The sequence below is a fragment of the Alishewanella sp. HL-SH06 genome, assembly GCF_052656265.1.
The window spans coordinates 3023060-3044441 of sequence record NZ_CP199752.1 but is presented as its reverse complement, the minus strand read 5'-3'; the positions used below and the strand labels follow the sequence as shown (position 1 = coordinate 3044441).

General features: G+C 45.9%; 22 protein-coding genes. 14 read left to right on the top strand and 8 right to left on the bottom strand.

Features of this window, described 5'->3' with window-relative positions; genetic code table 11:
• From radC to ACUJFK_RS14100, 9 genes are all read left to right on the top strand, one after another.
• Nucleotides 1–498: a RadC family protein gene (gene radC / locus ACUJFK_RS14140; protein ID WP_000797298.1), complete on the top strand. Its 498-nt coding sequence runs from the start codon at nucleotides 1–3 to the stop codon at nucleotides 496–498.
• On the top strand, nucleotides 498–839 hold the full coding sequence (locus ACUJFK_RS14135) for a hypothetical protein (RefSeq protein ID WP_048608506.1): 342 nt from the start codon (nucleotides 498–500) through the stop codon (nucleotides 837–839). Before radC ends, ACUJFK_RS14135 begins: the two co-directional genes overlap by 1 nt.
• 90 nt (nucleotides 840–929) lie before the next feature.
• Nucleotides 930–1997 carry a DUF7146 domain-containing protein gene (locus tag ACUJFK_RS14130; protein ID WP_445425269.1) on the top strand — a complete coding sequence of 356 codons (1068 nt, stop codon included), beginning with the start codon at nucleotides 930–932 and terminating at the stop codon, nucleotides 1995–1997.
• A gap of 89 nt (nucleotides 1998–2086) precedes the next feature.
• A complete protein-coding gene (locus ACUJFK_RS14125) occupies nucleotides 2087–2794 on the top strand; it encodes a hypothetical protein (protein ID WP_434566187.1) in 708 nt (235 codons plus the stop codon).
• A 206-nt stretch (nucleotides 2795–3000) separates the two neighbouring features.
• Complete coding sequence (locus tag ACUJFK_RS14120; RefSeq protein ID WP_445425268.1) at nucleotides 3001–4446, top strand: SIR2 family protein; 1446 nt, start codon at nucleotides 3001–3003, stop codon at nucleotides 4444–4446.
• An 11-nt stretch (nucleotides 4447–4457) separates the two neighbouring features.
• Entirely contained in the window at nucleotides 4458–4958 is a 501-nt protein-coding gene (locus tag ACUJFK_RS14115; protein WP_419422186.1) for a TIR domain-containing protein, read from the top strand.
• A gap of 341 nt (nucleotides 4959–5299) precedes the next feature.
• Entirely contained in the window at nucleotides 5300–6250 is a 951-nt protein-coding gene (locus tag ACUJFK_RS14110) for a thioredoxin family protein (protein WP_445425267.1), read from the top strand.
• Nucleotides 6247–7635, top strand: a complete 1389-nt coding sequence (locus tag ACUJFK_RS14105) for a conjugal transfer protein TraH (protein WP_445425266.1) — start codon at nucleotides 6247–6249, stop codon at nucleotides 7633–7635. The genes ACUJFK_RS14110 and ACUJFK_RS14105 overlap by 4 nt, the downstream gene beginning before the upstream one ends.
• A gap of 3 nt (nucleotides 7636–7638) precedes the next feature.
• Entirely contained in the window at nucleotides 7639–11208 is a 3570-nt protein-coding gene (locus ACUJFK_RS14100) for a conjugal transfer protein TraG N-terminal domain-containing protein (RefSeq protein WP_445425265.1), read from the top strand.
• A gap of 32 nt (nucleotides 11209–11240) precedes the next feature.
• Here the strand turns inward: ACUJFK_RS14100 and eexR are convergent, their stop codons facing one another.
• From eexR to ACUJFK_RS14065, 7 genes are read right to left on the bottom strand one after another with little or no spacing between them, the layout of a single operon-like run.
• A complete protein-coding gene (gene eexR, locus ACUJFK_RS14095) occupies nucleotides 11241–11672 on the bottom strand; it encodes an entry exclusion protein EexR (RefSeq protein ID WP_000183214.1) in 432 nt (143 codons plus the stop codon).
• A 57-nt stretch (nucleotides 11673–11729) separates the two neighbouring features.
• A complete protein-coding gene (locus ACUJFK_RS14090) occupies nucleotides 11730–12263 on the bottom strand; it encodes a FlhC family transcriptional regulator (RefSeq protein WP_000566753.1) in 534 nt (177 codons plus the stop codon).
• On the bottom strand, nucleotides 12260–12559 hold the full coding sequence (locus tag ACUJFK_RS14085) for a flagellar transcriptional regulator FlhD (protein ID WP_000210563.1): 300 nt from the start codon (nucleotides 12557–12559) through the stop codon (nucleotides 12260–12262). The genes ACUJFK_RS14090 and ACUJFK_RS14085 overlap by 4 nt, the downstream gene beginning before the upstream one ends.
• Nucleotides 12556–13104: a lytic transglycosylase domain-containing protein gene (locus tag ACUJFK_RS14080; protein ID WP_004249402.1), complete on the bottom strand. Its 549-nt coding sequence runs from the start codon at nucleotides 13102–13104 to the stop codon at nucleotides 12556–12558. The genes ACUJFK_RS14085 and ACUJFK_RS14080 overlap by 4 nt, the downstream gene beginning before the upstream one ends.
• Nucleotides 13091–13753: a DUF6475 domain-containing protein gene (locus tag ACUJFK_RS14075; protein ID WP_032081042.1), complete on the bottom strand. Its 663-nt coding sequence runs from the start codon at nucleotides 13751–13753 to the stop codon at nucleotides 13091–13093. Before ACUJFK_RS14075 ends, ACUJFK_RS14080 begins: the two co-directional genes overlap by 14 nt.
• Nucleotides 13740–14609: a hypothetical protein gene (locus ACUJFK_RS14070; protein WP_025515463.1), complete on the bottom strand. Its 870-nt coding sequence runs from the start codon at nucleotides 14607–14609 to the stop codon at nucleotides 13740–13742. Before ACUJFK_RS14070 ends, ACUJFK_RS14075 begins: the two co-directional genes overlap by 14 nt.
• Nucleotides 14610–14664: 55 nt before the next feature.
• The gene (locus tag ACUJFK_RS14065; protein WP_000451746.1) at nucleotides 14665–14916 is read right to left on the bottom strand and encodes a helix-turn-helix domain-containing protein; all 252 of its coding nucleotides are present in this window, start codon (nucleotides 14914–14916) and stop codon (nucleotides 14665–14667) included.
• Between the two features lie 117 nt (nucleotides 14917–15033).
• Between ACUJFK_RS14065 and ACUJFK_RS14060 the strand changes: the two genes are divergently transcribed.
• The 5 genes from ACUJFK_RS14060 to ACUJFK_RS14040 all read left to right on the top strand — a co-directional run bounded on the left by ACUJFK_RS14060 (nucleotide 15034) and on the right by ACUJFK_RS14040 (nucleotide 20749).
• Nucleotides 15034–15681, top strand: coding sequence for a LexA family protein (locus ACUJFK_RS14060; protein ID WP_000854920.1), 648 nt, complete (start codon nucleotides 15034–15036; stop codon nucleotides 15679–15681).
• A gap of 256 nt (nucleotides 15682–15937) precedes the next feature.
• Entirely contained in the window at nucleotides 15938–17524 is a 1587-nt protein-coding gene (prfC, locus tag ACUJFK_RS14055; protein ID WP_445425264.1) for a peptide chain release factor 3, read from the top strand.
• Nucleotides 17525–17535: 11 nt separating this feature from the next.
• Entirely contained in the window at nucleotides 17536–19275 is a 1740-nt protein-coding gene (argS, locus tag ACUJFK_RS14050) for an arginine--tRNA ligase (protein WP_445425263.1), read from the top strand.
• A 1-nt stretch (nucleotide 19276) separates the two neighbouring features.
• Complete coding sequence (gene pdxH / locus ACUJFK_RS14045) at nucleotides 19277–19912, top strand: pyridoxamine 5'-phosphate oxidase (protein WP_226751999.1); 636 nt, start codon at nucleotides 19277–19279, stop codon at nucleotides 19910–19912.
• Nucleotides 19913–19939: 27 nt separating this feature from the next.
• Nucleotides 19940–20749, top strand: a complete 810-nt coding sequence (locus ACUJFK_RS14040) for a TatD family hydrolase (protein WP_445425262.1) — start codon at nucleotides 19940–19942, stop codon at nucleotides 20747–20749.
• Nucleotides 20750–20776: 27 nt separating this feature from the next.
• On the opposite strand, the gene ACUJFK_RS14035 is transcribed toward ACUJFK_RS14040, so the two are convergent.
• Nucleotides 20777–21370: an AhpA/YtjB family protein gene (locus ACUJFK_RS14035; protein WP_306178850.1), complete on the bottom strand. Its 594-nt coding sequence runs from the start codon at nucleotides 21368–21370 to the stop codon at nucleotides 20777–20779.
• Between the last annotated feature and the right edge of the window lie 12 nt (nucleotides 21371–21382).

Here is a 21382-nt window from a genome sequence, read left to right as displayed (position 1 = left end):
ATGAAAAACAGAAAGTTCTTAGCTGGCGAAGAAGCCGGTACTTACATCGTTCCTGAGCAGGTGACTGAAGCGGATATATTAGATATGGCGCTCAAGCTTGCTCGTGGTCGATTGAGTAAAGGTCGTAAAATTGAACAGCCATCGTCGGCGTTCTCATACCTGCAAACACTGATGCACGAGTATGAGCACGAAGTCTTTGGCGTGCTGTTTCTTGATACAAAGCATCGCGTTATTCGATTTGAAGAGCTGTTCAAAGGCACTTTAGATGCGGCGAGCGTGTATCCAAGGGAAGTAACAAAGCGTGCGCTAGAGCTTAATGCGGCAGCAGTGATACTGGTTCATAACCATCCATCGGGTGATCCTGAGCCCAGTGAAGCTGATAAACGCATAACTCATCGACTTCGTGACGCCTTGTCACTTGTTGATATTCGAACGCTTGACCATGTCGTGGTCGCATCCGAGGGCTGCGTTTCGCTTGCCGAACGCGGTTATCTTTGATGAATGGGCGCATTGCCCATTCTCCTACATCACAAAAGCAGTCCCATCAGCACACATCAGCACAGCTCGAATTTCTATTTGAGTTTGATGATGCCCCTGTCACTTGGTCTGACACAGAAATCTGGCAGTTACGCGAAGGCATTCTTTTGGATGCGATCCGTGTGTTGCTGGACGGTCGTGTCAGTACTCGGTTGCGCAAGGATGTGTTGTCGTGGATTCAAAATGACGAAATAGCGCCATTTTGCTTTCGTGTTTGCGCGATGGCTGCGGTTGTCGATCCTGATGTGCTTCGTGATTCCATCATGTGGCTATTAAGACGACATGGTATCCAGCTTGACTAACGTTCCTGCATTAACCAAACGGCTAATGCAGGTCTTAAGCTGACTTTTACCACCTGTGGTAGGAGTCGGCATTTTACTTAAGGAGGTTATATGGCGTTACCTTTACAAATTGACACAGTAAGGCCATATCTCAATGGCCAATGGCTTCAAGTCTTGGCGGCATTGGTGCCAGAACTTGATGCCGCTATTGCTCGAAAAGGACGTCATGTGGCTTGTCCTGTTCATGGCGGTCGTGATGGCTTTAGGCTATTCAAAGATGCTGAATATACCGGAGGTGGCGTTTGTAACACCTGCGGTATCTTTCATGATGGCTTTGAACTGTTGTCTTGGATTAATGGATGGAACTTTGCTCAGTCTATTGAAGCAATCGGCCAAGTTCTGGGTATTCAACCCGGACAAGTACCAACTCGGGTAAGACCGAGTAACGCTGTTAACTGGAAGACTAGAAAGCAGGACGAGAATAAAGCGATTATCCATCGCTTGAATCAAACCTGGGGAGAAACCTTATCCCTTGCAGATACTCGTGCGCAACCGGTTTGGAACTACTTGCATCGTCGTGGCATTGTTACGCGGCTTCGTCCTGAATGGGATTCGGTGCTGAGGTTTCATCCAAACTTGCCTTACCATGATGAAGATGGTCTGTTTATCGATAGTTACCCAGCTCTGCTAGGTAAAATCGTTACTCAGCAAGGGCGTTCGGCTACGTTCCATCGGATCTACCTAAGTGAAGATGGATTCAAAGCACCGGTCGAAAAGCCTAAAAAGATGATGCCGATACCAAGTGACAGAACAATCACTGGTGGTGCCATTCCGATAGGTGAGCCTGGTGATGTACTAGGTGTTTCTGAAGGCATCGAAACAGCTTTAGCGGTTACCAGAGCTACGGGACAGACATGTTGGTCGGTTGTGAATGCAACGCTACTGGCTAGGTTTGAACCACCAAGTAATGTGAAAATGCTGTACATCTGGGCAGACCACGATATCTCTGAGACTGGCCTGAATGCAGCGAATGAACTCAAGAAAAAAGCCTGGCAGAAAGGCATTCTGACACAAGTGTTGATCCCCCCGATACCAACGTCACTTGGCGTGAAAAGTTGGGATTGGAATGATGTGCTGAATGTTTACGGTGCCATGGGCTTTCCGAAAGTTCATATCTGATCCAAGGGGCTTCGGCCCCTTTTTTTGCGCCTTGCATATTTGAAAAAACATGGAGAATGAAAAATAGATAACCAATAGGAGAAACAAACATGATGGTATTAACCCTGTTAACAAAGCAGATTGATGGTGAGTTTACGGTTTACTGGAAGACCGGTCTTCGAAGAGGAGGCGAACTAAGGGTCGATTTAGGTGAGCAATACGACAAGCTAGCTGAGCAGCAAAGGCCAATTGCAGCTGAGCTCTATGCAATTCACCACCTACTGTCAGTGAAAGAGGTTATGGGCAGTAACCGAAGCGGCAATGGCCTTCAAATCCGGGTCAGTAAAGGAGCCATCAAAAAGTTACAGAAACAACGCTCAACTCAGCATTCACTTTACAGCCTGACTAGGTTTTTGCTCACTCGATACCAGGAAGCACAGATCTCGGTAGAGAAGCGGGACGATTGGCTCTCACATTCCTTCGAAGAATACAGCGTCGATAATGCTACAGTGAGAGAAATCGATGAGGTCATCAACGTTCCGAACATTGGACCTGTCGTGGTGACTCGTCACGCACTGGAACGGTTTGTGGAAAGGCTTTCAGACGGTGTACCTAAGCATCCTTGGAAGGCTTTGTGTTCAAAGCTGCTATGCTCGGCGCTAACTAAAGCCCAGCTACCAGAAAGTGTCGCTATCCAAAAAGCAAAAAAATATGTACAAGAGGCCGAGTTATGGCAGCATGTGGGGAGCAAAATGTACTTTGTTATGGTTCCAGCTGGTTCAATTAAAACGTTGGTTACGGTTTTTGCAGAAAAGTAAGTTAATGTAGTATTCGGAATTTCTGAATATTACTTATGAGCAATTTTCATCCGTTTGGTTTTAACTTTTTTTACCACCAAATGGGTTACTGATCGAAGTCCCAACAAAGATCATCGAGTATATTTGAACAGGAAAATTAATGGGGGGGTAAAAGGCAATACCTGACCAACTAATTCATGCGCATTCATTAACAAAGGAGTTATGAATTGAAACCTTCTACTGATCAACAGCGCCAAAGATTTGTGAAAGAGCTACTTAAAGATCTAACTGAAGAAAATTTAGCTATTTTCGCTGGCGCGGGATTATCTGCTCCGGCTGGTTTTGTTAGTTGGTCCGAATTGCTCCGCCCAGTTGCTGAAGAACTTGAACTTGAAATCGAAAAAGAAAATGATTTAGTCGCTTTGGCCCAGTACCACTGTAATTCAAACTTAGCTAATCGTGGAAAACTGAATCAGTTACTAATTAATGAGCTGTCTGATAACGCAAACATCACTGAGAACCATCAGATTCTCGCAAGGCTTCCAATATCAACATATTGGACAACAAATTACGACAAGCTCATAGAAAATTCATTGACAGAAGCCGGAAAAATCCCTGATACAAAATATCGAATTAAACAGTTGAGCTTTACTAAACGAGGCCGAGACGCCGTAGTTTATAAAATGCATGGAGACATTGAACATCCCGACGAAGCTGTGCTAACAAAAGATGATTACGAGTCATATCACGTCAAAATGCAGCCATTCATAAATGCACTCAGCGGTGACCTTGTATCAAAAACATTTTTGTTCTTAGGTTTTAGTTTTACTGATCCAAATTTAGATTACATTTTAAGTCGTGTGCGTGTTTCTTATTCAACGGATCAACGTCAGCATTATTGCATTCAAAAAATTGTTGAACGGAAGGAAGGCGAACCTGAAGCTGATACAGAATATAGAAAAAGAAAACAAGAGCTATTTATACAGGACCTACTTAGGTTCGGAATAAAAACAATATTGGTAACTAGCTATGCAGAAATAACGGATATTCTACGACAGTTAGAGTGGGCCTTTAGGAGAAATACTATTTTCATTTCTGGATCAGCGTATGAATATGGTAGGTGGGAGTCATCCGATGCGGAGAAGTTTATTTATTCTTTAGCAAAAGAAATTTCAAGCTTAGGATTTAGAATTGTATCTGGTTTCGGTTTAGGTGTTGGTAGCTCTGTTATTACCGGAGTGTTAGAACATATTTACATGAGCGGGCGTCGTTTGGATTCTGACCAACTAATACTTAGACCATTCCCTCAGACTGAAGTCGGAGCTAGGCCAATTATGCAAGTTTGGCATGACTACCGAACAGACATGATTTCATATTCTGGCATAGCAATTTTTCTATTTGGTAATAAGTTTAAAGATGGAGAGGTAGTTATTGCCGATGGATTAATCAAGGAATTCGAAATAGCAAAATCAAATGGGGTTCTATTAATCCCAGTAGGAGCAACTGAATACGCTAGTAGACAAATTTATTGCCAGCTATTGAATGAAGGATATTTTGATGGCGGTGCTTTTAATGAAAATGAAATAAAATTCATAAATCAAATTTGTGATGGAAATTCTGACTTAGCCGCAATTCAGCGTGGAATAATTGACTTACTAAAATCATTGAAATAAGGATGCTAAACATGCCAAAACGTAACTGCTTTTACAGCTTTCACTACCTACCTGACAACTGGCGCGCTGGAACAGTACGAAATATCGGAACAATCGATGGAAATAAGCCTACATCAGATAATAATTGGGAAACCGTCAAAAAAGGTGGGGATGCTGCTATTAAGAAATGGATTGCAGCTGAAATGTCTGGAAAGTCTTGCGTCGTAGTTCTTGTCGGCAGCGATACCGCTGATAGAAAGTGGATTAATCATGAGATCATTAAAGGTTGGGATGATGGCAAAGGAGTTGTAGGGATTTATATCCATGGTCTAAAAGATAGTGGTGGCAACACCTCATCGAAAGGTGACAATCCGTTTGATTATATTGGCTATGGCAATACAGGGAAAAAACTTTCGTCGATCGTGAAGTGCTACAATCCTACCGGGTCAACTAGCCAAGAGAAATATGATTGGATCAGCAAACACTTAGCTAATGCAGTAGAAGAGGCAATTGAAATTAGGAAAAATAACTGATTTGGCTTTTTCTTTATAGCGCTTTACTTAGCGTTTGTCGGACAAATTTGCCTCCGCGATCCAAATTTGCTGTGTATCGCGGCCTTTATCCCATTGAAATATTTAGCAGAAATCAATTTGATACTGCGACGTTCTAACAACACCATTGTCCGAAAACGTGTTTGAGCGAACATCCGCTAATCGCTCACAGCTAAAAATCATATATTTGACTCATCAACGTTGTTGTTTTTACTGGTCACAACAGCTAGTCAGAAACACTCACAATTCCTTCATCTATCTGGCCAATCGGACTTACGGGGATCTTTAGCATGTTAGCTCTATGAAATTTTCTGGAGCTGACAATGAGAACGCCTTTTTTACCTTGGTTCATCCTATGGGTGACCATCCCAATCATTATTTTCTTTCTTTTCATCTTGCCCGCCCATGCCAGTGATGGGCCATTCTATCAGCGTGGTCAGGAAGGCTGGTTTTGGTATCAGGTCATTCCTGAGCCAGCGGAGGATGAAGAGCTTATAAAGCCGGAATTTGGTGCGGCAGAGTCGAGTCAGAGCGGGCTAAAGCCTTTCAGTGCTGCCTGGTTTCGTGAGCACATGCAGTCGTTCATGGACAAGGCAATTGATGAGCCGACGAATGAGAACGTCAGAGCCTATCTGTATCTCCAGCGCGTCATGATGGATAAGGGCTCACTATTTGCTGATGTTAGTCAGCAGGTGGTCATGGGCGATCCTGTTTTGGATGAAATCAGTCGCAGACCCTTGGCGACCTATGCTGCCAATCGGATGGATCGAGAAGCTGGCTCTCAACGAGATATTGCTTTAGGTGAAGTAGCAAAACGGGCTGGCTTGTTCTTCTTCTATCGTTCGGATTGCCCTTACTGCCATGCTCAAGCGCCTATCATCGAATCCATGGCTTTGAACTACGGTTTCGAGGTGTTTGCTATTGCTGTCGATGGCTTGCCTTTACCCGGTGGAGAGTTTCCCAATTACAAAGTCGATTCAGGGCAAGCACAATCGTTGTCCGTTACGACTGTTCCAGCGGTCTTCTTAGTAGACCCGCCTAATGTCATCACTCCGATTGGCCAGGGCGCAATGAGCCTTGATGAGCTCAATAATCGAATCATTCTTGCAGCCCATCAAGCCGGTTGGATTGACGATCAAACTTACTATGCCACCAGACCTGTTCAACCCGGCGTGTCACTCGCGATGTCAGCTCAAGAGCTTAACGAAAAGATATTACAGGACCCTGAGTTCCTTGTTCGCTATCTGCGTGCACAAGGAGGGTTGAAACGATGAAAAAAGTATTTCAAGTTTCGCTAATCGCCTGTGCGATTGGTTTTTCGTCTATGAGCCAAGCAAGTTTGCAACAGGAGATGAACCAGTTGTTTGGTTCAATGACCAACAGCACTGCGCCTGGTGTATTCGAGAGTCAACGACGTGGCGTTATATCTGGAGGAAGTGTTGTTGTTCGTAACAGGATCATGAATGAGAACCTCGTCTCTATGGTGCCACCGTCATTCCAAGCCGGTTGTGGCGGCATTGATATGTTCGCTGGAAGTTTGTCATTTGTTAATGCTGATCAGTTCGTTCAATTGCTTCGCTCTGTAGCGGCAAATGCCAAGGGGTACGCATTCCAATTAGCGCTTAGTGCTATGTGTGAGAAATGTTCCCAGCACATGGAGACTCTGCAAAAGAAAATCCAGCAGTTGAACGAGTATTTTGGCAATTCCTGTCAAATGGCTCAGGGAGTCGTGAACGATACCTTGGCTGCTTTTGGTAAAAAGGGGCAAACAGAAGCCAGCATGTTGAGCTCACTTAAAGGGGCTGGAGACGTTTTTACCAGTTGGAGTGAGTCCAATGGTAAGAACCCTTATGAGAACGCTTCAAGTGTCGCGGCATCTGATGTGAACAAAACGATTAAAGGCAACTTGGTTTGGCGAGCACTGAAACGTCACTCGGCATCAAGCTGGTTTGCATCGGGGGATGACCGTTTTCTTGAAGCGGTTATGTCAGTGACTGGCTCGATCATCGTTGGTGATTTAGCGAATGCCGCTGATGGCCAAGGTAAAGCCCCAAAACTGACCAGACTGAATGGCAATAAAGTGACTATTGAGCATCTAATTCATGGCGGTAACGTCGCTATGTACCGATGTGACACATTGATACAAGACGGCTGTCTGAATCCGACAATCACTAACGTGACCCTGACCGGGTTATCAACTCAGGTCGAAAATTTACTTCTTGGTACAGGTTCTAGTAACGGCATTATTTTTAAGTTTGCTCGAAATACAGGAGCTGCTAGCACCACCGAAAAGGCTTTTATGACCTCGGCTCCTGCGAGCATTGGGGGCATGATTCGAACACTTTCTGCATTAAATGAAGGGGCTGCTAGGTCGTTTGCTTCAAGAGCTGCGCCATTTATTGCTGTTGAGATGGCCCGAGCATTGGTTGAAGACATGCTCAATGCAGCTAGAAGTACCTCTGGTGTGGAAGATCATGCCTATGCGAAGTTATTAACGGAAGACCTTGAACGTGCACGTCGCCAAATCAATGAGGAGTACGCTGCGTTGCAGCGAAGATACGGCTCAGAGCAAGAATTGCTGGCGCATTTTAACCAAGTGATTCAGACCATTCGCAAACAGCGTTATTACACAGTTAAATCTACAGCGCTGGGGGAATAGAGAATGTGGGAAATCTATTCCATCGGGGATTCGGCATTTTTAGAGCAGGTCTTGAACGCTGTCGCGATGATCACTGGTACAGGCGATTTTACTTCAATGGTTCGCATTGGCTTGCTCATTGGGGTATTGATGGTCTCTGTTCAGGCCTTAATGCAAGGTGGTCGTGGGATTAACTTTCAACACGTTTTAGTCTCATGGCTAGTCTTTGCAACCATGTTTGGACCCAGTACCCGAGTGAGCATTGAGGATGCGTACACGGGGCAAGTTCGAGTGGTTGATAATGTGCCCATCGGTGTTGCTGCCGCAGGTAGTACGATTTCAACTGTTGGCTTTCAAATCACGCGATTGTTTGAAACGGCGTTCTCAACTCCCGCCATGACGGAATACGGCTTTGCATCCAGTTTACAGTCACTGATTAAAGTGAGAAAACAGGTGATGGATCGCTCTGGGTTGGGTGATGCAAATCGTGTCGGCGGTTCGGACATAGAGCAATCGTGGTTTAACTACATCAAAGAGTGCACCTTGATTGGTATCGACATTGGCCAAAAGAACCTCGATCAGGTGCTGAGTGATCCTAACCCGATGACTGCGCTTAGGTTTGATTCGCGCATTTATGGCACGCGCATCATGCTCAGTGGTAGCAGTAGCGATCTGGACTGCACCGATGCCTATAGCCAGCTGAAACTCATGACAGAATCAACCTTCATTCCAAGGCTTAAACAGGTTCTGTCAGCCTCATTGGGGACTTCGTCTGCAACGGACACTGATGACGTTATCCGAAATGCACTGAATAACCTTGGTTTGGCTTCAGTAAACACCCAAGAGTACATGACCGCGTCGGTGCTTTTGCCTATTTATGAGCAAAGCGTGACGGGCAAGTATATGGATGATCAAGCTTTCACCGCAGCCGTCATGGTTAACCAAGCGATTGAGCAGCGCAATACACAATGGGCGGCGGAGCAGACCCTGTTCCAAAGTATCGTTCGTCCGATGATGACGTTTTTTGAGGGTTTCATTTACGCCATCACCCCATTGATGGCCTTTGTGATTGCCCTTGGCCAAATCGGGATGCGAATGGCCGGGAAGTACTTGTTAATCCTGCTTTGGATTCAACTTTGGATGCCTGTCATGGCCATCATTAACCTATATATCCATTTAACCGTTGCTGGGAAAATGTCGGCTCTTGATGCCTTTGCAGGTACAGAAGTGCCATCTTTTGCTGGGATGATGCAGATGGATTCAGTGCTGCAAACCTGGATAGCTACTGGCGGCATGTTGGCGTCGAGTGTTCCGGCGATTTCGCTCATGCTCGTGTATGGCTCAGCAATAACCGCTACCCACTTGGCTGGACGTCTTCAAAACGGTGATGCCATTGATGAAAAGATGGCAAGTCCAGATGTCGCGAAAAATGCCCCGGTGATGCAATCACAGTCAATGTTCCAAAATTCAGCCCTCACAGGTTCTGCAATGACCGGTGCGTCAAACTTACTAAGCAGTTTCTCTGTCGGAAATGCGGTGGGTTCAATGGTCGGTTCTGCAAAAGAATCCATGACTCAGGCAACTCAAGCCTTTAGCCGTCAAGTTGGCAATACCATGAGTCGAACTTTTGGTGAAAAGCTAAGTTACGACAACCTTTCTTCGGTTGGACGTCAGATCGGTTCTTCTAATTCCGCATCTAGCGCCGTTGTTAATCAGGTTACTGATGACCTGCAAACACGGTATGGTTTCGGAGACGATAAAAAAGACGCTGTACGTGGCTTGGTATCGGGCGTGTTATCGGGAGGCCTTAGGGTCGGTGGAGATGGAACCATTACAAATACCGGTGATAAAGAAGTAGCAGATAAAGGGTTCTTGGGAAGATTACTTGGTACAGGAGGGAATGACTCCCCACAAGGCAACCTACCAGGAGTGGATAAGCCTGAATCATCAAGAGTGCCAAAAATATCACGGTTACGAGCAGGCTTGGATTTAGGTGGTAACTTTAGTGGCCAAGTTGAGTCATCAGAGGGCAGTTCTCGGTCAACGACCGCAAATACGCTCACTGGGGAGATGCAAAGCTTGGCATCAAGTGATTCACGACGTGCTGAGTATCGCGATGCAATGGTTAAGGACCTTTCAGATTCAAGACGCTCTGGCGTTGAGATGTCGTTGTCTAATCAAGACTATCAGTCACTTCAGAGTTCAGCACAAGACGTTATCACGGCATCAAACCGCTTTAGTGAGCTTGATCAGGCCAGCTACAGTCTATCAGGACAAAGGAACACGGATGGTGCGACGTTAACTCGATTAGCAGCGGATAATCCTGAAGTCATGGATTATTTAGGTCGCTATATGAACCAGCATGTTGAAGCAGGTAACCGATTACGTGAAAACCTTCCAATGTATCAGCGCTTGCTACCTGATGATAATCAGGCGTATGTGGCCGCAGCTATGGAGTCTTTAACCTATAGCAACTCCTCGACGTCCGCTGAACGAGACAATGACTATCAAGCAGCAATGACTGTTATGGCCATGGCTACCGGAGCCGATTTACGATCTATTCAGCCACGCTCTAATGAAGGCTTGTCATCAACTGCACCTACTTTTGGTGGCACTCAAAGCCAAGTGGAATCGGGTGTATTGGGCGGCTACGAGGATGCTGCAACTGTTCAAACTCAGTTCAACGCAGCTCAATCAGCTTACCAAACTAATTTGTCTGGTGTTGATGGACAACTAAATGCGCATCAACAACAAGCCCAACAGGCCGTAGTTTCTGACACAAGTACCTATCAATCTGGACTAAACCGTGAAGCTGGCTCTCAGTGGCGATCTCGCATTATGGCTGATGATAGCGGAGTTTCTGGTGCTGAAATGTTCTTCAACAGCGCCAGTGCTATTGGTGACTTCAGTGGCAAGCATACTGATGCAGCACTGCATACCTTGAATCACTTTGGCGAAGACTATGAGAGTTACAAGGAGCAAGCACTTGAAGACCCTAGCTCACGAGGTTTCTTGCACAATGCAACGGTGGCCAGTAAATCAACCTGGGATGGCTTAAAAGCAGCCGTTGACGCCGGAACCTCTTTGGAAAACCCATTGACGGCGTTTAATGATGCATACAGTGGATCGAGTTCGCAGTATGCCTCCGAAGTAAACTGGGGTACTAAGTCTGAAGCCATGTTGGCTGGGGCATTCGGTGCGGCAGTTAACAATCGATATGGTGAGTTCTTAGAACAGTATGCCGATGATTTTAAACAGGAAGCATACAGCGAAGGGCAGAGAATGGGATTGACCCCGATTCAAAGTCAAGTGTTCGCTCAAGCTTTCAATGAAGGTTTGGCGGGGCGCGTTTTCAACTCTGAAGACTCATCGAGTTGGTCGCCTGAAATGCTTGGTCTAAGGGAGCAAATGCTAAATGAGTATCGTCAAAAAGATGAGAGCGGTGCTTACATCCCCGACAGTGTGTCCGAAGAAGATAAAGCATTTGTGGATAAGCAGATTGCAGTGATCTCAAATGCATCCCTTGCTGGAGATTATGCTCAGAACAACTTGATCGATATTAGGGCCTATAACCAGGCTTCAGGAAGGAACTAAAAACAGAAGGTAGCCAGCTTGTGATGGGCTGGCTATTTTTTTGGCCTTTTGGGGAGGATAGATGAGCGACCGTCTGCAAATTCGTTTACCCAGTACCAATATTTTTTTTCGCTCAGGCTTAGTTCTCGACCGGTATCTTTCAGTTGTCTTTGAAATAAATGGATTAGTCCGCTTAAGCCTAAGAAAGCTAAACCGACACATAAAATTGCCCAACTCGCTTGCCAATATGCGATTGCTAAACACATAGTGGTGATGGTTATAAGGCCGATAGGACTAGCAGTTGCTTTGAATCCCAAGTAGCTGAAAAAAACGATGGTGCAAATCAGAAATGGCAAAGCCGCTAACTTGGCAGATGCCGTAAATATTTCTGATGGAAAAAAATGAGCCGCTGCCAAAGTCGCCAGAAAAAGCCCCAGTGATATAAACCAGCAGCGTGCTGGTAAAGATTTAAGTAAGTTTGTCATCTTCTTAGTACTCTCAAAGTGCACAGACGGTGCACAATCAAATCATGCATCAGCATGTTAGTTCTCAAAAAGTGCTCTAGTGGTTTGCTCGGCCATAATCTCACACACAGGGCATTTAAGCTGAATGCGCTGTTGTGATACCGTCAAATACAGACTGCCGCATCGACACCGGTGTAAGGATGCAAGCTGTGATCTTAAATCACGAGCTAGAACCCAACCTTCATTGATGGTCAGTTTTTTCCAGGGGATCTCAGCTGGAAGATCTGCTTCTTCTCTTGCAACCAAATACGCATCGTAAGCCTTCATCAAAGCATCGATATTTAATTGCTTGTAGACATTATCACCACCAATATTGACATAAAGCGCCATAAGCAGGGAGCCTTCAACTAATGCTCTTCTGCTTTTGACGATGGCATCAGATTCTGGCAATTGACCAGGACAAGGTGACTTGCCAGTCACTTCTTTATGGAGCCTTCTGATAATGTGGATTGGCAAACCTGTATCGAGCGCGATAATGGTTGTTCGAAATCCGTATTTAATAAGCAGCGAGGCTCGGGTAAATAGCTCACTTTTGGACAGGTTATCAATCATGCATCCCCCTTGTTGTTTAGGGTTGATAATAAATAAGCGATTCTTGGGATACCTGTGCCTTTGCTCTTCACCATCTCAATCAGTTGGCTTTGGTTACCCCTTGGTTGAAACAGCATGAATGATGAGGTCGCCACTCGTTGCAGGTCATCAACACCAGCATTAATCAAAGCATCAACCACGTCGCGTGTAAGTCCAAAGCGCAAGACGGCCTCTTGCGGATCAATTCGCGCTAATTCTCGTGCTGCGTGTAGGTACGCCAAATTTAATTGATAGAAGTCTTGTTGATTGGTTGTCATTGACGGACCTCCAGTTCATGTAAAATATTGCGATAGATAGAAAGCACTCTTTGCCCATACCAGCGTGCACGCTCTTCGTTCCAACTGTGATAGCGGCCTATGCCAAGCTCTAAATCATTTGGTGAAGACTTGATTGCTTCGGCCAAAATACTTGAGCCGACCGTAAGGTTGGTGATGGGGTCTAGCAGTTCCGCTGCTGAGCTCACCCGATGCCCATGCCAATGCAAATTGATTTGCATAAGGCCAATATCGAGCTGATATTTTTCAGTCTCTTGCAGTGCTTGGTTTAACAGTTTCTCTGCTTCTGTCTTAGATTTGGCGTAGGTTGCGTTTGAACCATTTCGAATTGCGTATGGCCATGGACTGGTCATGTTGAGACCACGATGTGAGGCCGACTCAGCCAAGGCAACGGCGTAGAGCATGACTGGATCAATACCAACGCTTTGTGCTGCTTTTTCCCACTGATAGCCCGGAAACGCATAGACTGAAGTGCTTGCGGACATGGCTATCACTAGGGCAATGGTTTTTGATTTAATCGTTTTCATTTTTGTCCTCTAATTGATTTCCGAGAAGCGCCTGAATGGCTTTCGGGCTTATTCTTTTCAAAGGCACTGCGCTAAAGTCGGTGATGCCTCTTGTATAAACTTGTGCTGCTTTTGACCAGTCGCCCACGGCAACCGGCGCTTGCATATCAAATCCTTTTTGCTGGTTCTGATGGTCTGCAATACCTTGTAATAGCCTTGGGTATTCACCCACTTCGTCCCGCAACAAGTAAGCCTGGTAGCGTGTTAAAAACTCTTTTTGTTTAAAGGGGTATTCCCTGTCATCTACCTTGCAGAGTTCAACCCATCCCCCCATGTCTGAAATAACGCGGTGAATAAGCGCATCGTCAAACATCACGGATGTCCAAGCGCCAACCTGACGAACAGCCTTGTCAACTTTGTTCCAAGCAACCATGGCTCTTGAACCCGAGTTGCCATCGATATGCTTGATGACGTCAGCGGGCTTTGGAAAAAATTGCCCAGTATCCGGTGATTGAATATGCCGAGTCAGACCGATTCGCACTTCTTCAATGCTATAAGCACGAAGGGCTTCAAATGCGATGGATAGCAATTGTGGTGATACGCTTTTGCCATACATGGCCCAAGCAGCTCCCCAAACTTCAGCAAACTCGCGTTTATCAACCTCCTGCACTTGAACGAACCTCCCGAATACCTGGTCCGGCCCAGCTTTCAGCAATGCGGCGATTGCTTTCTTCAATGTTCAACTGGTGATTGCTGCCCTTTAGGCTCGTCGATGATTGCTGTACTTCATCAATGCGAACGTACTCGTCTTCCCATTGCCGGTTTAAAAGCCAGTTATGTGGCATAGGGGTCTTAGTCCGATCTTGATACTGCAATCGGTTGTCTCGTTGCTCTTTCCAGCGTGTTAGCACTTCCAAGGCGAGTTCATGGTCTTCATTGAGGCCCATGCGTAGCCATTCTTCTTTGGCTTTCGCTTTTTTTTCTTTGCGTATTTGTACATCCCAGAAGTCTTCAAACTGTATGTGGTCAACAGTTTTAACTGTTGGTTTATTGCTTCTCTCAGAGTCATCCGACCGTTGAGAGTCCCTTACCGGGTTGCCATCAGGCATAAACAATGATGAAAATTCTTCTGGTAGCCGAGCTTGAAAAGCGGCAAGAGATTTCAAAAGCGATGCCATACCAATGAAGTCGGCAGGTACATCTTTAAGCAACCGAAAGGCTGCTTTACCTTGGTTCGGGTTTTCGATTGGGTTGTGCTTCAGAAAGCTCCGAATCAAAGTCCAACCGGATTCCTCGCAACGAATGAGGAACTGATCTTGTTCTAACTCCTTTAGAGCCTTGGCAACCTGTTGCTCATCCCAGTTCAAGTCAGAAGCAACGTAACCAATCGGCAGTCGAAAGCAGCCAAGCAAATTACAATGTGGGCATGTAAGCAAATACAGTCCTAGCAACTTCGCTGAGTCACTCCAGGACAAAACGTTTTGCTTTAGCCAAAAGCGGGTATAGACCTTGCCATAGTCACGCATGGAGGAACTCGCTTTTGTGTTTAAGTAAAATGCTGACCATTATTTGCCCTTAATCCTACTGGTTACTGGCTTTCAGCTCGCTTGGGCATTCGGGATAAATGTCCGGTCTTAACTGAGATCGGGTTACCTGTCCTTGCGTAGCTTGTTCGATGGGTAAAACGAATTCAGCGGGAACACGCCCTGATTTATTCAACCAAAACCAGACGTTTTGCTGTTTTGAGTTGATGGCTCGTGCTAATGCTGATTGCCCGCCGACCAAGTCAATGGCACGGCGGAGATGTTTTTGTGTCGTGTTGAACACTTCCATACCGTCTCCTGTTACAATAATAACTGTTACAAGATTGAATGTTACAGTTTAAACTGTAGATTAGTCAACAGTTAAAATTGTTGAAAGGCTACAGTTTTATTTGTAGAATACGGGCTTATGAAAACTTTATCCGAACGACTAAACCATGCCTTGCAGCTTACTGGGGTGACTCAGTCTGAGTTGGCTCGTCGCATTGGTATCAAACAGCAGTCGATCAGCCAGATTTGCTCTGGTAAATCGGCTAGGTCTCGTTACACCATGCAGATCGCGGAGGCGCTTCGCGTGAATGCTCATTGGCTCGCCACAGGTGATGGCGAGATTGGCTTGGGGGTCGGTAATGTAGAAGTCGGGCCTGACATTAAGGGAAGAATTCCTCTCATTAACTGGGTTCAGGCCGGTGATTGGACTGAAATAGCGGAGGGATTTGCCCATGAAGATGCTGAGGAGTGGCGTGAAGTCACTGGGAAAGCACATGAGGGTTGTTTCGCACTTCGCGTAAAAGGCGACAGTATGGAAAATCCAAGCGGAAAAAAATCCATACCTGAGGGGGCAGTGATCGTTGTTGATCCTGAGTTACCTTATTCTTCAGGTTCATTGGTTGTTGCGCGTTTGGATGATTCGAAAGAAGCAACCTTTAAGCAGTTAGTTATTGATGGTGAACAGAAGTACCTAAAACCTTTGAACCCGCAATACCCTGCAATACCGATCAACGGCAACTGCACCATCATCGGTGTAGTACGACAAGCTATCATCGATTTCTGGTAGCGAAGGAATTTGTGGTTTAGCCACAGTTGTTCATGAGCTGAAGAAGCAACGATTGCAAACAGCTACAACTGAGCATTGGCGCACGCTGAGAGTAAATGGTAACCGATTAGATAACCATTGATTGTTTATAAAGTCAAGATCAGCGAAAATAGCGGCCAATTACGATTAACACGACGGATTTGACAAGCGAAGAACTGAAAATAGAGTACTTCCAAAAGTGTGTACAAATCCGTGTACAAACTAAAAGAATTTATACATGGCAAACCAAGATTTTCTTAATGAAATCAATAAGCGAAGGACCTTTGCTATCATCTCGCACCCCGATGCCGGTAAAACGACGATCACTGAAAAAGTGTTGTTGTTCGGACACTTGATCCAAAAAGCCGGTACTGTTAAGGGTAAAAAATCGGGCCAGTTTGCTACTTCAGACTGGATGGAGATGGAAAAAGAGCGCGGTATTTCCGTGACAACTTCCGTCATGCAGTTTCCTTATCATGATTGTTTGGTCAACCTGCTAGACACGCCGGGTCACGAAGATTTCTCCGAAGATACCTATCGTACCTTAACCGCCGTCGATTCCTGTCTAATGGTCATTGATGGTGCTAAAGGGGTTGAAGATCGCACCATCAAACTGATGGAAGTGACACGCCTGCGTGATACGCCGATCGTCACTTTTATGAACAAAATGGATCGGGATATTCGCGATCCGATTGATTTATTGGATGAAGTTGAAAGCGTTTTAAAGATTGCTTGTGCACCTATCACTTGGCCGATTGCCTCAGGTAAAGAATTTAAAGGCGTGTATCACATCTTACGTGACGAGGTCATTTTCTATAAATCGGGCCTCGGGCACACTATTCAAGATGTTGACGTGATCAAAGGCCTCAACAATCCTGAACTGGATAAACGGCTTGGCTATTATGCACAGCAATTGCGCGATGAAATGGAGTTGGTGCAAGGCGCGAGTAACGAGTTTGATCAAGACTTGTTTTTGAAAGGCGAACTGACGCCGGTGTTCTTTGGTACGGCTCTAGGTAACTTCGGTGTGGATCATATGCTGGATGGCTTGACCGAGTGGGCGCCTACGCCGCAACCCCGAGCGACAGACACGCGTACAGTGCAAGCTACGGAAACCGGCTTTAGCGGCTTCGTCTTTAAAATTCAAGCTAACATGGATCCGAAGCATCGAGACCGTGTTGCGTTTATGCGTATCGTGTCAGGTAAGTATGAAAAAGGCATGAAAGTGCGTCATGTACGCATTGGTAAAGACGTTTTGATCCCGCAAGCGTTAACCTTTTTAGCCGGTGATCGCGAGCATTTAGAAGAAGCTTACCCAGGCGATATAATCGGTTTGCATAACCATGGCACCATCAAAATTGGTGACACTTTCACCACCGGTGAAAATATGCAATTTAGCGGTATTCCGAATTTTGCACCGGAGTTATTCCGTCGTATTCGCTTACGTGACCCACTGAAACAAAAGCAGTTGTTGAAAGGCTTAGTTCAGTTAGCGGAAGAGGGCGCTGTGCAAGTGTTTCGTCCGCTGGATAACAATGACCTGATTGTGGGTGCTGTCGGGGTGCTGCAGTTTGATGTGGTCGTGCATCGCTTAAAATCAGAGTACAACGTTGACGCGCTGTACGAGAGTGTGAATGTGAGTACCGCGCGCTGGGTTTACTGTGATGATGCTAAAACACTGCAAGAGTTCCAGAATAAAGCCAGTAATAACTTGGCCTTAGATGGCGGCGATAACCTGACTTATATCGCACCCACGATGGTTAACTTAAACCTCGCTATTGAACGTTATCCGAAAATTAAATTCCTTAAAACCCGCGAGCATTAACAGGTTGCCGTATGAATATTAAACACCTTTTAACTGAGAAAACCCTTGCCGCCTTTCAACAGCTTGGCTTAACCGATAACGTTAATGCGGCTGTTACGCAAAGCACGCGGCCAGAATTTGGTGATTATCAGATCAATGGCGCTATGGCGGCAGCCAAGTTATTAAAAACCAATCCGCGGCAGCTGGCGCAACAGTTACTAGAGCTGCTCGATCTTGCCGACATGGCCGAAAGCGTTGAAATAGCAGGGCCTGGTTTTATCAATGTGAAGTTGGATAAAAACTGGCTAGCATCGCAATTAACGATGGCAGCAACCGACAGCCGTTTGGGTGTTGCGGTGAATCCTACACCGCAAACGGTGGTGGTGGATTATTCTGCGCCTAACTTAGCCAAAGAAATGCACGTTGGCCATTTACGTTCAACCATTATTGGTGATGCGGTTGTGCGAACCCTTGAATTCTGGGGGGACACCGTGATCCGACAGAACCATATGGGCGATTGGGGCACGCAATTTGGTATGCTGATAGCGCATTTAGAAGACAAAATCGCCGCCGGTGTCGATTTAGAAACGGTCGCCTTAGCCGATCTTGAAGATTTCTATCGGGAAGCGAAAAAGCGTTTTGATGATGAAAGCGGTTTTGCGGATAAATCACGTGATTACGTGGTAAAACTACAAAGCGGTGATGCGCATTGCCAAAAACTGTGGCAGATGTTTATTGATACCTCGATTAAACACAGCAACGACGTTTATCAGAAACTGAATGTCACCCTGACGAATGCCGATATCAAACCTGAAAGCGCCTACAACGCCATGTTACAACCGATTGTTGCTGAGTTAGTCGCAAAAGATATCGCGGTTGAAAGCCAAGGTGCTTTGGTGGTGTTTTTGCAAGAATTAGCCGATAAAGAGGGTACCCCTTCACCTTTTATCATTCAAAAAACCGGTGGGGGTTTCTTATATTCGACCACCGATTTAGCCGCGTGTCAGTATCGCAGCCACGAATTAGCCGCCGATCGCATTATTATCTTCACGGATGCACGGCAAGCTCTGCACTTTAAACAAGTCGAATTAGTGGCACGCAAGGCCGGTTATTTAGCTGAGCGCACAGCCTACGATCACTGCCCGTTCGGCACCATGATGGGTGAAGATGGTAAACCCTTTAAAACGCGTACTGGCGGCACAGTAAAGCTGGCTGAACTCCTGGAAGAAGCGGTAGTTCGCGCCAATGCGGTATTGCAAGATAAAGTGACCGATTTATCAGCAACTGAGATGGCTGAGATCGCCCGTAAGGTTGGCATTGGGGCGGTAAAATATGCGGATTTATCGAAAAACCGTACCAGTGACTATATTTTTAGCTGGGATGCAATGCTCAGCTTTGAAGGCGCTACCGCACCTTACTTACAATATGCCTATACTCGGGTACGCAGTATTTTACGCAAAGCTGAGGTTGCGGCTGATTTTCATGCTGAAATTGTGATTGGCGCCGATCAGGAAAAATTGTTAGCTGTTAAATTATTGCGTTTTGAAGAAACCTTACAGCAAGTGATGAAGGAAGCTCAGCCGAATTTACTGTGTAATTACTTGTATGAACTGGCCAGTTTATACATGACGTTCTATGAAGCCTGTCCTATTCTAAAAGAAGGTGTTGAACCAGCAACGCGTGACAGCCGTTTAATGCTGAGTATTTTTAGCGCCAAGTTATTACACAAAGGCTTGGACCTTCTGGGTATTGAAGTAATGGAACGGATGTAACATGAAAATCGACGCGATTCGCCGTAGCTACACCAAAGATAAATTGGATCTCGACCAGCTCGATGCCGATCCCATTGTGCAATTTGAACAATGGTTAAAAGATGCGGTGGCGGCAGAATTGCCCGATCCGACCGCCATGTGTGTAGCGAGCGTCGACGCTGAGGGCCAGCCGTCACAGCGGCTGGTATTGTTAAAAGATCTGAACCCGAGCGGCTTTACCTTTTACACTAACCTTGGCAGCCGTAAGGCTACCGAGTTAGCAGCTAATCCGAAAGTTTGCTTACATTTTCCGTGGCATCCTCTCGAGCGCCAAGTGATCGTTTATGGCACGGCAGAACGCGTGCCTACCAGTCAGGTAATGAAGTATTTCTTATCACGACCCAAAGAAAGTCAGTTGGCCGCTTGGGCATCTGAGCAAAGTCGGCCGGTGTCAACGCGTTTGGCACTGATGCAGAAATTTGCGGAAATCAAAGAGAAATTTTCGCATGGTGATGTGTCGTTACCCGATTTTTGGGGCGGCTTTTTAGTCCGTCCTTATCAAATTGAATTTTGGCAAGGCGGTGAGCATCGCTTACATGATCGCTTTATGTATCGGCAAACGGATCTTGGCTGGCAAATTGAGCGGCTGTGCCCTTAACGCGGCAGTAAAAAAGGACTCGCGCGAGTGAATAATCCCCAAATAACAACTCGCTCGATGCATTACCCGCTATTCGACACCCATTGTCATCTTGACTTACCCGAGCTCTGGCATGCATGGCCAGAGCATTGGCGCCTAGCACAGCAAGCTGGGGTGCAAGCCTTGTTAATTCCAGCAGTGGCCAAAGAAAATTGGCCGCATTTACTGAAGCTGTGTCAAACCAACCCGCAATTTTATCTTGCTTTGGGTATCCATCCTTGGTGGGCCATTAAACATCACTTAGCGGATATTGATTTGTTGGCGTTGCAGTTGCAACAGCCAGAGGTATCGGTGCAGGCCATCGGTGAAATTGGCCTTGATTTCGCGTTAGATGCGGACAGTTTTGTCATACAGCAGCAATTGTTTGCAGCACAATTAGCGTTAGCCAAACGGCATAAATTACCGGTGATCTTGCACCATCGTAAAAGTCAGCCAGCGTTATTAGCGGAAATTAAACGTCAGCAGTTTAGTGAAGGCGGCATTTTGCATGCGTTTTCAGGAAGTCAGCAACAAGCGCACGCTTTTATCGATGTGGGGTTCAAATTAGGTATCGGTGGCACTATTACCTATAGCCGAGCGGAAAAAACACGGAATGCGGTCAGTAAATTACCGCTGTCGGCTTTAGTTTTAGAGACCGATGCACCCGCTATGCCGCTAAGCGGTTTTCAAGGGCAGGTCAATACGCCAGCGCAGTTAGCACAGGTGTTTGACGCTTTATGTCAATTAAGAGATGAATCCCCACCGCAGCTCGCTGCGGCGTTGTGGCAAAATAGTCGTCAGGTCTTGCGACTGAGTTAACCGGCGAAAAGGTTTAGGTAATGAGTATTAGGCTTGGGGAGTAGGTGGTTTGCGATAGCGCTGACTTAACTGACTAACGTTGCGTTTCAGTAACATGCCCACCGCGCCAGTAAGTAGCAGCAGACCTAAGATTTGTTGCATTAACTGCTGCCAAGAATGATAGCCCGGAAACAACTTTTCATCCTGCAATAAACTTAATTTGATATAGCCAAGCAATTCGTTGTTCACTCGAATTTCTTCTACCATCGGGATTAATGCTAAAGGCTGGTCGGGGCGATACAGTAAGCGTGCGGCAGAATTCGCTTCTGACCAACTGATCCTGACGCCATTCGCATCATAAACCACGACATCATGTAAGAACGGATTTTCAGCAATATGTTGAGTTAATTGCGACAAGCCTTCCAATTCGTCATTTTCTAATAAATAACCGGCGGTGTAAGACATGGCAATTAAGGTTTCACGCATCAGCAGTTTATTTTGTTGCATCAACAGTTGCTGACCTTCAGTGCGTGCTGCGCCCCAGCTATGCAAAATAAACCAAATACCTAATACGGCTAATGCCAGTTGTAATAAGGTAATAAAGCTTGAATATCGATGACCTGATAGGCTATGGTGCTGCATATTTTTAATCGC

Coding starts and splice junctions, on each gene's coding strand:
- radC (WP_000797298.1), top strand. CDS start 1: ATGAAAAACAGAAAGTTCTTAGCTGGCGAAGAAGCCGGTACTTACATC.
- ACUJFK_RS14135 (WP_048608506.1), top strand. CDS start 498: ATGAATGGGCGCATTGCCCATTCTCCTACATCACAAAAGCAGTCCCAT.
- ACUJFK_RS14130 (WP_445425269.1), top strand. CDS start 930: ATGGCGTTACCTTTACAAATTGACACAGTAAGGCCATATCTCAATGGC.
- ACUJFK_RS14125 (WP_434566187.1), top strand. CDS start 2,087: ATGATGGTATTAACCCTGTTAACAAAGCAGATTGATGGTGAGTTTACG.
- ACUJFK_RS14115 (WP_419422186.1), top strand. CDS start 4,458: ATGCCAAAACGTAACTGCTTTTACAGCTTTCACTACCTACCTGACAAC.
- ACUJFK_RS14110 (WP_445425267.1), top strand. CDS start 5,300: ATGAGAACGCCTTTTTTACCTTGGTTCATCCTATGGGTGACCATCCCA.
- ACUJFK_RS14105 (WP_445425266.1), top strand. CDS start 6,247: ATGAAAAAAGTATTTCAAGTTTCGCTAATCGCCTGTGCGATTGGTTTT.
- ACUJFK_RS14100 (WP_445425265.1), top strand. CDS start 7,639: ATGTGGGAAATCTATTCCATCGGGGATTCGGCATTTTTAGAGCAGGTC.
- eexR (WP_000183214.1), bottom strand. CDS start 11,672: ATGACAAACTTACTTAAATCTTTACCAGCACGCTGCTGGTTTATATCA.
- ACUJFK_RS14090 (WP_000566753.1), bottom strand. CDS start 12,263: ATGATTGATAACCTGTCCAAAAGTGAGCTATTTACCCGAGCCTCGCTG.
- ACUJFK_RS14085 (WP_000210563.1), bottom strand. CDS start 12,559: ATGACAACCAATCAACAAGACTTCTATCAATTAAATTTGGCGTACCTA.
- ACUJFK_RS14080 (WP_004249402.1), bottom strand. CDS start 13,104: ATGAAAACGATTAAATCAAAAACCATTGCCCTAGTGATAGCCATGTCC.
- ACUJFK_RS14070 (WP_025515463.1), bottom strand. CDS start 14,609: ATGCGTGACTATGGCAAGGTCTATACCCGCTTTTGGCTAAAGCAAAAC.
- ACUJFK_RS14065 (WP_000451746.1), bottom strand. CDS start 14,916: ATGGAAGTGTTCAACACGACACAAAAACATCTCCGCCGTGCCATTGAC.
- ACUJFK_RS14060 (WP_000854920.1), top strand. CDS start 15,034: ATGAAAACTTTATCCGAACGACTAAACCATGCCTTGCAGCTTACTGGG.
- prfC (WP_445425264.1), top strand. CDS start 15,938: ATGGCAAACCAAGATTTTCTTAATGAAATCAATAAGCGAAGGACCTTT.
- argS (WP_445425263.1), top strand. CDS start 17,536: ATGAATATTAAACACCTTTTAACTGAGAAAACCCTTGCCGCCTTTCAA.
- pdxH (WP_226751999.1), top strand. CDS start 19,277: ATGAAAATCGACGCGATTCGCCGTAGCTACACCAAAGATAAATTGGAT.
- ACUJFK_RS14035 (WP_306178850.1), bottom strand. CDS start 21,370: ATGCAGCACCATAGCCTATCAGGTCATCGATATTCAAGCTTTATTACC.